At 74.5% G+C, this 11,799-nt stretch carries 9 protein-coding genes; 1 reads left to right on the plus strand and 8 read right to left on the minus strand.

Going from position 1 to position 11,799, the window contains the following annotated elements; genetic code table 11:
- The 8 genes from epsC to EF903_RS19175 form a co-directional block, all read right to left on the minus strand.
- Positions 1-621: serine O-acetyltransferase EpsC (epsC, locus tag EF903_RS19140; RefSeq protein ID WP_148142538.1), on the minus strand; the 621-nt coding region annotated here is incomplete at its 3' end.
- Positions 608-1,816, minus strand: a complete 1,209-nt coding sequence (locus EF903_RS19145; protein ID WP_125544789.1) for an FAD-binding oxidoreductase — start codon at positions 1,814-1,816, stop codon at positions 608-610. The genes epsC and EF903_RS19145, both read right to left, overlap by 14 nt.
- Positions 1,813-2,250, minus strand: a complete 438-nt coding sequence (locus EF903_RS19150) for a cupin domain-containing protein (RefSeq protein WP_125544791.1) — start codon at positions 2,248-2,250, stop codon at positions 1,813-1,815. Before EF903_RS19150 ends, EF903_RS19145 begins: the two co-directional genes overlap by 4 nt.
- Positions 2,251-2,266: 16 nt before the next feature.
- Positions 2,267-3,595 carry a SidA/IucD/PvdA family monooxygenase gene (locus EF903_RS19155; protein ID WP_125544793.1) on the minus strand — a complete coding sequence of 443 codons (1,329 nt, stop codon included), beginning with the start codon at positions 3,593-3,595 and terminating at the stop codon, positions 2,267-2,269.
- Entirely contained in the window at positions 3,595-4,998 is a 1,404-nt protein-coding gene (locus EF903_RS19160) for a diaminobutyrate--2-oxoglutarate transaminase family protein (protein ID WP_125544795.1), read from the minus strand. The genes EF903_RS19155 and EF903_RS19160 overlap by 1 nt, the downstream gene beginning before the upstream one ends.
- Before the next feature lie 22 nt (positions 4,999-5,020).
- Positions 5,021-6,430, minus strand: a complete 1,410-nt coding sequence (locus EF903_RS19165) for a SidA/IucD/PvdA family monooxygenase (protein WP_125544797.1) — start codon at positions 6,428-6,430, stop codon at positions 5,021-5,023.
- Entirely contained in the window at positions 6,427-9,081 is a 2,655-nt protein-coding gene (locus EF903_RS19170; protein WP_125544799.1) for an ABC transporter substrate-binding protein, read from the minus strand. Before EF903_RS19170 ends, EF903_RS19165 begins: the two co-directional genes overlap by 4 nt.
- Positions 9,078-10,355: an ATP-grasp domain-containing protein gene (locus tag EF903_RS19175; protein ID WP_125544801.1), complete on the minus strand. Its 1,278-nt coding sequence runs from the start codon at positions 10,353-10,355 to the stop codon at positions 9,078-9,080. The genes EF903_RS19170 and EF903_RS19175 overlap by 4 nt, the downstream gene beginning before the upstream one ends.
- Positions 10,356-10,594: 239 nt before the next feature.
- On the opposite strand from EF903_RS19175, the gene EF903_RS19180 reads away from it, so the two are divergent.
- Positions 10,595-11,799: MFS transporter (locus tag EF903_RS19180; RefSeq protein WP_185902726.1), on the plus strand; the 1,205-nt coding region annotated here is incomplete at its 3' end.

Below are 11,799 nucleotides of genomic sequence, written 5' to 3' on the forward strand. Positions count from 1 at the left end.
GGCGGGGGCCGCCGTGTCGAGGGGCGGCAGGGCGGCGGAGGCGGCGGCGACGACGCGGCTGCGCGGCGGCAGGTCGTCCAGGACGACCGAGTGGGCGCCGATCCGGGAGTCCGCGCCGACGGTGACGGGGCCCAGCACGCTGGCGCCGGTGCCGATGACGACGCGGTCGCCGACGACGGGGTGGCGGCGCGACCCGGAGGGTCGGCGCAGGTCCTTCCACCAGCCGACGGAGCCCAGCGTGACCTGGTGGTACAGCATCACGTCGTCGCCGATGCGGACGGTCTCGCCGATGACGACGGCGGTGCCGTGGTCGATGAAGAAGCGGCGCCCGATCCGCGCCCCCGGGTGGATCTCGATCCCGGACACGGCGCGGGCGAGGAGCGACAGGGCGCGGGCGGTGACGCGGTGGCCGCCGCGCCACAGCCGGTGGGCGATCCGGTACGTCCACAGGGCGTGGATGTGCGGGTAGAGGAGCACTTCCGCGCGGGAGCGGGCGGCGGGGTCCTTGTCGAGGACGGTCGCGACGTCCTCGCGGAGCACCTCCCGCAGCGGCCGCCGCGCCGCGGCCGCTCCGGCCGCGCCGGGAGCTCCGGTGTCCGGGGTGGTGTCACATGTGGTCATACGGGGCCTCCGGGCGGATCGGGTTGCCGGCGAGGAACCGCTGCGGCCGGTACGGCTCCAGCAGCTCCTGCACGGCCTTGCCGGGCACGGCCCCGCCCTCGGCGATCTCCAGGGCGGCGAGTTCGGCGACGGCGGGCGCGAGCTTGAAGCCGCCCCCGCTGAAGCCGAGCGCCAGGTAGAGGCCGTCGGGGCCGGCCGCGCCGACGACGGGCCGCTTGTCCGGGGTGTAGCCGTCCAGGCCGGAGCGGGTGCCGGCGAGCGGGGCGGCGGCAGCGGCGGGGACCCGGTGGGCGACGGCGGCGATCGCGGCCTCCAGCTCGGCCTCGGTGAGCGGTTCGACGTCCCGGCCGAGCTCGGTGTCGGGCTTGCTGGGCACGCCGAAGTAGAAGCGGTCCAGGCCGTCGGGCCGGAAGTAGCTGCCGGTGGTGTCGTCGATGCACGTCGGCACGGAGGCCGCCGCGCCGCGCCGTCCGGCGCCGGGCAGTTCGGCCTGCGCGAGGCCGATGCGGCGGGCGGTGACGGGGATGTGGATGCCGAGGTACTCGGCGGGCGCCGAGCCCCACGCCCCGCCCGCCAGGACCACCAGCGGGGAGTCGATCCGGCCGATGGAGGTCAGGACGCCCGTGACGGTGCCGGCGCGCTCCAGGACCTTCACCGCGCGGATGCCCTCGGAGGGGGACACCCCGAGCCGGTAGGCGGCGCCCAGCAGCGAGGCGGTGGCGGCGAGGGGGTCCGCGTAGCCGCCCTCCGGCTCGTACGCGGCGAGCCCGACGCCCTCGGTGCGCAGACCCGGGTAGAGGGCCTTCAGTTCGGCGGCGTCGACGACCTCGGTGCGCCGGTAGCCGGCCGCGTCGCTCGCGGCGGCCGCGTTCTGCCGCAGGCCGTCGGCGTGGCCTTCGCCGACGATCATCACGAAGCCGGTGCGGCGGTAGCCGCAGTCGCCGCCGATGACGTCCGCCCACTGCTCGAAGACGGGCAGGCTGCGGGCGGCGAGGCGGGTGTCGGCGACGGAGGTGTGGTGCAGCCGCAGGAGCCCGCCGGAGCGGGAGGTGGCTCCCTGGGCGCTGACCCGGCCCTGGTCGCACAGGACGATCCGGCCGAGGCCGGCGAGGGCCAGCCGGTGGGCGATGGCCGCGCCGATGACCCCGCCGCCGACGACGACGGCGTCGGCGTGGGCGTGCACGACGGGGCTCATGCCGCGCCCCGGCCGTCCGCACCGGGGGCGCCGTCCGCGCCGGGGTCCGCGATGCCGAACTCGGCGGCCCACCGGGCGCGTTCGCGGGCGACGGCCTCGGAGCCGCCCCACCAGATGGTGAGGAAGCGGAGCCGCTCCGCGCCGTCGTTGGTGAGGTCGTGGTCCAGGCCGGGCGTGATGAAGACGGTCTCCCCGGCCCGCACGCGGCGGGTCTCCGAGCCGATCCGCATGAGCCCGCTGCCCTCGGTGACGAAGAACATCTCGTTCTCGTCGTGCAGGTGCGCGGTGGAGGTGGCGCCGGGCGCCACGTCGACCCAGGCGCCGCCCCAGCCCGGCTCCTCCACGGCCTCCGGCCAAGGGAAGATCCGCCGGCCGCTGACGTTGTACTGCTCCTCGAAGACCATGTCGTCCTCGTGGGCGGTGAAGATGTGCATCGCGTACGGGTTCCAATCAGGCGGCGACGGGCGCGGCGGGCCGGCTGAGGCGGGCCCGCAGGTCGCGGTGGACGGTGTCGGCCTTGGCGGCCATCTGGCTGAAGGAGGTGGCGCTGCCGATGCCGTGCCGCCACTCGGTGAGCCCGTCGAGGTAGATCCCGACCTCGCAGTCGCCGGTGGTCTCGGCCCGGTGGGCGCGGGTGACCTCGGGGCGGCCCTGCGGGTCGAGCCGCAGGTACGGGAGGAACGCGGCGAGCTGCCGGGGCAGGACGGGCTCGCGGTAGCCGGTGCAGACGACCACGGCGTCGGCGGTGACCACGCCCCGCTCGCCGGTGAAGACCTCCTCGGTGGCGAGCCGCACCCGGCCGCCGTCCTCCTGCCCGACGGAGGCCACCTCGGTGCGCCGGTGCATGTGCAGCCGGTTCCGGCCGGTGAACCGGTCCTGGTAGGCGGCCTGGTAGAGGGCGGTGGAGACGTCCGGGTCGACGGCCGCGTAGTTGGTGGCGCGGGCCTGCTCCAGGGCCTGCTCGCGCTGCTCGCCTTCGAGTCCGTAGAAGTAGTCGGTCTCGTCGGGGAAGTAGACCTCGTTGCTGAAGTGGCCGAGCTCGTACATCCGGAAGCCGGCGTGCCGGACGAGGGAGTGGATCTCCGCGTCGGGGTGCTGCGCGGCCAGGTGCAGGACGATCTCGCCGGCGGTCTGGCCGGCGCCGATCACGGCGATGCTGCGCAGCGGGGTCCCGGAGAGCGCGGCGAGGGCCGGCAGCAGCCGCGAGGCGTGGAAGACCCGTTCGCCCAGGTGCGGGCGGAGCAGCTCGGGTACGTACGGCTCGTGGCCGGTGGCGAGGGCGACGTTGCGGCCCTCCACGGTGTGCAGGGAGCCGTCGCGGGGGTCGCGCGAGGTGACGCGGGCGGTGCGGACGCGGCCGTCGGGCCCGGTGACGGGCTCGATGCCGAGGACTTCGCGGTGGTACTCGACGGTGCCGCGGACCTGCCGGGCGGCCCACTGGACGTAGTCCGACCACTCCAGCCGGCTGACGTAGCCGCCCATCAGCGTGAACGGGTAGAAGCGGCCGCTCTGCTGCAGGTAGTGGGGGAAGGTGAAGCGGGAGCGGGCGTCGCGCGGGGTGGCGAAGTCGCGCAGGAAGTGGTGCTGGATGTCGGTGCCGGGCAGGACGAGGTTGGGCTGCCAGGCGGAGTCGGCGGCCTTCTCCAGGTAGCGGGCGGCGAGCGGCGGGCCGCCGGCCGCGTCGTCGTGGTCCTCGACGGCTGCGGCGAGCGCGATCCCGGAGGGCCCGAACCCGGCGACGACGAGGTCCTGGACGGCGGTGTCGCGGGCGGCGGCCATCACGCGGCCTCCGCCGCCGCGGCGAGCCCGTCCAGGGCTGCGGCGAGCGCCGCGCGGACGATCCGGCCGGCGTGGTCGATCTCCTCGGCGGTGCAGTTCAGCGGGGGCAGCATGCGCACGACGCAGTCGTCCCGGCCGCCGAGTTCGAGGATCAGCCCGCGGCTGACGGCCTCCCACTGGACGCGGCGGGCCAGTTCGGACGCGGGCCGCCCGGTGGCGGGGTCGGTCAGCTCGACGCCGGCCATCAGGCCGAGGCCGCGTACGTCCGCGACCCACGGGCCGAGCTCGCGCAGCCCCTGGAGGTGGACCATCAGCTGGTCGGCGCGGGCCCTGACGTTCTCCAGGACGCGCTCGCGCCGCACCACCTTCAGGGTGGCGGCGCCCGCGGCGAAGGCGGGCTGGTTGCCGCGGAAGGTGCCCGAGTGCGCGCCGGGCTTCCACACGTCGAGCTTCTCGTCGTAGAGGATCACGGAGGCGGGCAGTCCGATCCCGGACAGCGCCTTGGAGGCGCACACCACGTCCGGTTCGATGCCGTACTGCTCGAACGCGAACCAGGTGCCGGTGCGGCCGCAGCCGCTCTGCACCTCGTCGACGATGAGCGGGATCCCCAGGCGCCGGGTGACCTCGCGGATCCGCTGGACGAACTCGACCTCCGCCGGGATCACCCCGCCCTCGCCCTGGACGAGCTCCATCAGGACGGCCGCGGGCGGGGTCAGGCCGCCGTTGGAGTCGGTGAGCGCCTTCTCCAGGAAGGCCGCGCAGTTGACCTTGCACGTGTCCCGGGTGAGGCCGAGCGGGCAGTCGTGGCAGTGGGAGTACGGGAAGAAGTGCACGCCCGGCATGCGGCCGCGGACGGGCTCCTTCTGCTCGACCAGGCCGGTCACGCTGAGCGCGGCGAGGGTGGCGCCGTGGAAGCCGCCCTGGAAGGTGACGACCTCGTCGCGGCCGGTGGCGGTCTTGCACAGCTTCAGCGCGGCCTCGACGGCGTTGGCGCCGGTCGGCCCGCAGAAGTGGATGCGGGTGCGCTCGCGCATCGGCTCGGGCAGCATCCCGATGGTCAGCTCGGTGAACTCGTCCTTGACCGGGGTCGGGAAGTCCAGGCCGTGGACGAACTCGTCGAGCTGGCGGTGGGCGGCGGCGAGCGGCTCGGGGTGGTTGTGGCCCAGGGAGAGGACGCCGGCGCCGCTGAGGAAGTCGAGGAAGACGTTCCCGTCGAGGTCCTCGACGTACGAGCCCTGGGCGCGGCGGATCGCCATGGGCAGCTTGCGCGGGTAGGAGCGGGAGTTGGACTCGCGGCCGGCCTGCCGGTCCAGGAGTTCGGCGCTGCGCGGGCCGGGCAGGGGGCCGGTGACGCGGGGCTCGCCGTAGAGGCGCCCGGCCGGGGCGTCGATGGTGGCGGTCATGGGGGACAAGGACCCTTTCCGGTCAGGCGGCGGCGAGGACGGCGTCGCGGCCGGGGGCGGCCGCGGCGGACAGGCGGGCGGTCAGGGCGTCGGCGAGGGCCGCGGCGCGCAGCGACAGCAGGCTGAAGGAGCCGGCGTCGCCGATGCCGTGGCTGGACTCGCACAGCCCGTTGAGGAAGAGCGGCGGGACGCCGTCGGAGACCGGCTCCAGGGCGTAGTCGGCGGCGACCTGAAGGCGGCCGTCCGGCTCGGTGGCGAAGAGCGGGGCGAGCGGGGCCATCAGCGGCGGGCACAGCTCCTCGTGCGGGCCGGGGCCCATGTTGCGGAAGCCGGTGGCGAGGACGGCGAAGTCGACGGTGTCGGTGGTCCGCGCGCCGGTGGTGCGCTCCAGGAACTCCAGGGCGATCCGGCCGTCGGGGGCGGTGGACACGCCGGTGGCCTCGTGGTTGCCGCGGACGAACGTCCGCTGCTCCCCGTCGAGTTCCTGCTCGTAGATGGCCATGTACAGCTCGCGCAGCACGTCGCCGTCGGAGGAGGAGTAGTTGGTGCCGTGCATGTACGCGTCGAGGGCCTTCTTGGCCTCGCGGGGCGCCCGGAAGTAGTAGTCCGTGAACTCGGGGAAGTAGCCCTCCTCGCTGAAGGGGCTGGTGTCCTTCAGCTTCAGGGTGTGCGAGCGGGTGTACGTCGTCACCCGGGTCCGGGGAAAGCGGCGCGAGAGGTCCAGGGCCAGCTCGACGGCGCTCTGGCTGCCTCCGATGACGGCGACGGACTCCGGCTCCCGCCCGCCGGCGGTCAGCTCGGCGAGCTTCGGCAGATACCGGGTCAGGTGGAAGATCCGCGGTGTGCGCAGACTGTCGTAGGGGGCGGGGACGTACGGGGTGCGGCCGGGCGCCATGACGAGGGTGCGGCCCAGGTGGCGGTCGCCGGACACGGTGGTGACGGCGTAGACGCGCTCGCCCTGCTCCTGCACGATCTCGACGTGCGCGGCGCGCTGGTTGCAGTGGACGAGGTGGGCGAAGAACCCTGCCGCCCAGCGGATGTAGCCGGCGTACTCCTTGCGGAGGGGGAACTCGGCGGGCAGGTTGAGGTGGCGCAGCAGCCGGCCGTGCTCGTGCAGGTAGTTCAGGAAGGAGTAGCGGCTGCGCGGGTTGCGCAGGGTCACCAGGTCGCGGCTGGGGTGGTTCTGGATGTCTGAGCCGTCCAGGAGCATGCCGGGCTGCCATTCGGGGCTGGGCCTGGCCTCCAGGAACCGTGCGGTGAGCGGGGAGCCGCGTTCCTCCAGGGCGATGGCCAGGGCCAGGTTCGCGGGCCCGAAGCCGATGCCGAGGACGTCGTGGACGGGGAGCGGCTGCCCCGCTGCGGCCTGCCCTGCGGCCGCCTGCACGGCGGAGGCGGCGTCTGCCGGTGCGGTCGGGTGCGTCGGTGCGCTCATCGCGTGGTCTTCCTTGCCTTGACAGTGGTGAGGGTCGGATTGCCGTCGAAGTCGATGTGCAGGCCCGTGATCCGCTCGGCGGCGTAGACCCGCTGGTCGGTGCGGTACCAGAGCGGCACGAGCGCCAGGTCCGCCATCGCGAGGGCCTCCGCGCGGCGCCAGAAGCCGGCCCGCCCGGCGGGGTCGGCGCAGCCGCGGGCGCGGGCCACGAGGGCGTCGAACTCGGGGTTCGCGTACCGGCCCTCGTTGTCGCCGTGGGCGGTGCCGGCCGCGTCGGGCGCCGTGCAGGAGGAGTGCAGCAGCGGGTAGAGCACGTTGTCGGGGGTGGGGTAGTCGCAGGCCCAGCCGGCGCGGCAGAAGCCGGCCGCGCCGATCGAGGTGCGGTGGTCGACGAGCCCGCGGGCGTCGGTGCGCAGCAGCTCGACGCGCCAGCCCAGCACCTCCTCCAGGCCGCGCGCGAGGTCGGCGACCCACGCGTCGTGCCCGGCGCCGGTGTTGTACGCGAACTGCACGCGGCTGCCCGGCCCGAGCCCGGCGCGCAGCGCGGCGGCGCGCGCCCGGTCCGGGGCGTATGCCGTCCAGTCGGCGTCGGCGTCGGCGTCGGCGTCGGCGGCGCGCGGGGTGTGGGCCTTGCCGAACCAGGGGGAGAGCAGCGAGTGGGCGGGGGTGCGCCGGCCGTGGAAGTGCCGGTCGACGAGCCCCTGCCGGTCGATGGCGGCCGACAGGGCCCGGCGGGCGTCGAGGGAGTCCATCGGCGCCCGGTGGCAGAACGGGATCAGGTAGAACAGCCCGGCGCCCTCCTGCTCGGTGAAGCCGTCGAGGGCGGCGGCTTCGGCGGTGCGGGCGGGCGGGATGCGGGCGTAGTCGTAGGTGCCGTCGAGGAAGCGGGCGTACTCGTCGTCGAGTCCGGTGACCGGGTCGAGGACGTCGATGTGCACTTCGCGGACCTCGGGGAGCGGGCCGAGGTTCCAGCGGTCGTTGCGGACGAGGCGGATCGCCCGGTGGTGCTCCCAGGGGCCGGCCATCCTGAACGGGCCGTTCCCGATCGGCATGTCGTTGTAGGCGGGGTCGAGTGCGGGGCCCGCGCACTCCGGGACGGGGCTGAAGACCGGCTGGAGCGTCTTCAGGTCGAACTCTGTGTCGGGCGCGGACAGCTCGACGACGAGGGTGGTGTCGTCGGCGGCGGTGAAGGAGCGCACGCCCGCCAGGTGGTAGGCGGTCTCCGTGGCCGCCGCCGGGTCCAGCGCCCGCGACCAGCCGCGGACGAAGCTGTGGGCGGTGACGGGCTCGCCGTTGGAGAACACCGTGTCGGGGCGCAGGGTGAACGTCCAGGTGGTGGCTTCCTCGTCGCTCTCCCAGGCCGCGGCGGCGGCCCGGGCGGGGACGACGACCACGTCGAGCCGCTCGTCCAGCTCGGCGGCGAGCCGCTCCACCCGGTCGATGTCGGCGGGGCCGCGGTAGGGCGCGGCCACCGCCAGCGAGCCGGCGATCTCGTACCAGCCCTCCGGGGCACGACGCAGCCGGTCGCCGGGCCGCGAGGCGGGGATGTAGGAGCGGAAGTGCGGGGAGTGCGCGGCGTCGCCCGCGTTGTTGCGGACCAAAGTCCCGGTCCGGTAGGCGAACTTGATGCAGGCCGCCGCGCGCGGGACCGCGGCGCGCGGCACCTCCCCGTCCAGGAGGGAGGCCGAGGCGTCCGCGTCGTCGCCGGCGAGCACGGCCTTCGCGTACAGGCGGACCGGGTCGATGCCGTGGACCTCCCGAAGGTTGCGGTAGTTCTGCCCGCCGCTCATGCGGGTGGCGAACTCGACGACCCGGTAGCGGCCCTCGGAGTCCTGCCGGAACTCGGCGTTGAAGAGGCAGTGCCGCACCCCGAGGGCGGCGGTGATGCCCTCGGCGGCCGCGACCAGCTCCGGCTCCTCCTGCGGGGTGCGGAAGGGGAGGGTGTAGAAGTCCTCCTCGAAGTACGGGCCGGGCATCTGCATCTTGTTGGTGACGCCCACGAGGTGGAAGCGCCCGTCCAGGACCACCCCGTCGAGGGTGACCTCCTTGCCGGGCAGGAACTCCTCCAGCAGCGCGATCTCCGGCCCGTCGCTGGGGAAGTAGCCGCCCCACTCCTCGGCGAGCCGGGCCACGTCGGCCAAAGCCCGCTCCAGCTCGCCGCGGTCGCGGACCAGGCTGACGCCGATGCTGGCGGCGAGCGCGCTGGGCTTGACGATGAACGGGTACGTGAAGTCCTCGGCGGCGGCCAGGCCCGCCTCGACGCCGTCGACGGCCGCGAACCGCGGTGCGGGCAGGCCGTGAGCGGCGAGGAAGGTGCGCTGGAGCCGCTTGTCGCGGGAGATCGCGTCCGCCTCGGGGCGCGGCCAGCGGTGGCCGAGCAGCTCGTTGACGCGGGAGGTGACGGCGATGTCGCTGTCGTAGAAGGTGATCGCGGAGGCGATGCCGAGGCGGCGGGCGGCAGCCGCGCAGTGCTCGGCGAGCGCGGCGCCCTCCAGCTCCCGCGGGATCGGGACGACGCCGGCGAACCGGCCGTCGTCGGCCGCCTGCGCGACCGTGGTGGCGAGGTGGACCTCCAGGCCCATCCGCTCCAGCGTCTCGATGTGCTCGCGGTGCCACGCGTACGTGTTCCGCATGATCAGCAGGATCTTCACGCCGCCGCCCCCTCGCGCACGGCGCCGGCGGCGGCCCCGGCGGTCTCGATGGTGACGTCCGCGGTGAGCCGCTCGGCCGCGGCGACGGCCGCCGCGGTGTCCGGACCAGAGGCCAGCACCTGCCCGACCCGGTCCCAGTTGCCGCGCAGCGCGCCCACGGTGTCGCCGGGCCGTACGGCGACCTCGACGTCGATGGTGGTGTCGAGGGCGCGGGCCCGGTCGGCGCCGTGGACCGCGGTGACCCTCCCGGGCTCCGCCGACAGGAAGCGGGTGGCGGCCGCGCAGCGGGCGGCCGGGCGGGCGGTGAGCGCCGGGACCAGGCGGAACTGCCAGGCGACGATCCACTCCTCCAGGTCGATGCCGTAGGCGGTGTCCAGCAGGTCGAAGATCCGGTCGCCGCCCATCCGGTTGTGGCTCTCGATGATCTGCGGGCCCGCGGGGGCCAGCCGCAGCTCGGTGTGGGCGGCCCCGTCGGCGAGGCCGATCGCGTCCAGGAAGCGGACGACGGCTTCCTCGATGCGCTGCTCGTCGGCCGGCGCCAGCCGGGCCGGCAGGGCGTGGCCCAGCTCGACGAACCCGTCGCCGGTCAGCTTCTCCGTCACGGCGAGGACGACGTGCCGCCCGGCGAAGGAGAACGTCTCCACGCTGTACTCCGGCCCCGGGATGTACTGCTCGGCGATGAAGGGGCCGATGGTGAAGAACGACCCCCACTGCAGGTCGGTACGGGCGCGCAGCGCCTCCACCCCGGCCCAGGCGCCGGCCGCCTCGGCGGGTCCGTCGATCCGTACGACGCCCAGGCTGGCGGTGGCGTCGGCGGGCTTCAGCACGAACGGGTACCCGTGCTCGGCGCCGAACGCGGCCAGCGCCTCCGGCCCGTCGACCTCCGCCGCGGCCACGGACAGGGCGCGGACCCCGGGGGAGTCGGATGCGGCCAGGTGGCGGCGCATCGCGTGCTTGTCCCGCAGCAGTTCGGCGACCTCCTCGGAGGTGCCGCCGAGTCCGAGGTGGTCGCTGATGCGGGCCGCGGGCACCAGGCCGGGCTCGGTGATGGAGACGACGCGGGTGAACCCGTACGCCCGGTGCGCTGCCTCGACCAGCGGGCGGGTGGTCTCCCAGTCCGTGTAGTCGGCGATGATCACGGCCTCCGCGAGGCGGGCGGCCTCGGGCACGAACTGGTCCTTGTGCTGGATCAGCACGAAGCGGATGCCGAGTGCCGCCGCCTTGCGCAGCGTCTGTATCCGTCCGCCGACGACGAGAAGCTTGTGTTCGGTCATGGCCGGAACACTGCCGGAGGAATTCCGCCCGGGAAATGCCCGGAGGGTGGCACAAGAATGCCCGGCACGAAAAACGCACCGGCCCGGTCGGCGGGGCGGCCGGCCCGGTGCGGCTCCCGGCGGCCGCGGGCACGAATGTGCCAGCCCGCTTCATGCCAGCCAAAACCTCTTCTCCCCGCCCTGACCGGCGGGTTCCATGGCGGACACCACCTCATCCCCCGTTTGGGAAGGAGCCCCCCATGGCCGGCGAGGAACCCTTGCGCCGTCGACTGCGGAATCTGCCCGGCAGTGCCTGGGTCATCTTCTCCGGAATGTTCCTCATCAAATTCGGGAATTTCCTCAACGTATTCCTGGTGCTGTTCCTGGTCTCCCGCGGGTTCTCCGCGTTCCAGGCCGGCGTTGCCCTCGGCGTGGTCGGTGTCGGCGCCTTCGTCGGCAACGCGATCGGCGGGAGCGTCGCCGACCGGTTCGGCCGCCGCACCGCCATCGCGGTGTCGATGTTCGGCAGCAGCGCCGCCACCGCCCTCGTGCCGCTCGCCGACGGGCTGCTCACCACCACCGCACTGGTCGGCGTCGTCGGCGTCTTCGCCCAGCTGTACCGGCCCGCGGCGGGCGCCCTGCTCGTCGACGTGGTCCCGGAGGAGCAGCGGGTGACGGCCTTCGCCGTCCTGCGCCTCGCCATCAACGTCGGCATGGCCGTCGGGCCGCTGGTCGGCGGCCTGCTCAGCGGCGCCTCCTACACGTACGTCTTCCTCGGTGACGCCCTGTTCTCCCTGGCCTTCGGCGTGCTCGCCCTGTGCACCCTGCCGGGCGGCCGCCCGCCGGCGCAGGACCCCGCGGAGGCGGCGGCGGAGGGCGGGCGCGGCGGCTACCGGGCGGTCTTCGCCGACCGCCCGTACCTGCTGTTCCTGGGGTCGATGGTCGCCGCGACCTTCGTCTACGGGCAGTCCACCGCGACCCTGCCGCTGCACGTCACCGACGCGGGCTTCGACAACAAGGTCTACGGCCTGCTGCTCGGCCTGAACGCCCTGCTCTGCGTGCTGATCGAGCTGCCGCTCACCCGGCACACCGAGCGCCGCACGCCCCGACGGGTGATCGCCGCCGGCCTGCTCCTGCTCGGCCTCGGCATGGCCCTGACGGGCGCGGTGCAGGCGGTGTGGCTGCTCGCGCTGACCGTCGTCGTCTGGACGGTCGCCGAGACGGTGTACACGCCGATCGCCAACGCCTACCCGGCCGAGTTCTCCCCCGCGCACCTGCGCGGCCGCTACCAGGGCGCCGAGGGCATCGCCCACACCCTCGGAGGCGCGCTCGGCCCGGCCGTCGGCGGCCTCCTCTACGGCATCTCGGCCCCGCTGCACTGGGTCGTCTGCGGTGCGGTGGCCGCCCTGGGCGCCGGCCTCGCGCTGGCGGCGGTCCCCCCGGCCCGCGCCCCGAAGTCCGCAGC

The organism is Streptomyces sp. WAC05292, assembly GCF_003949955.1.
Classification (GTDB): domain Bacteria; phylum Actinomycetota; class Actinomycetes; order Streptomycetales; family Streptomycetaceae; genus Streptomyces; species Streptomyces globosus.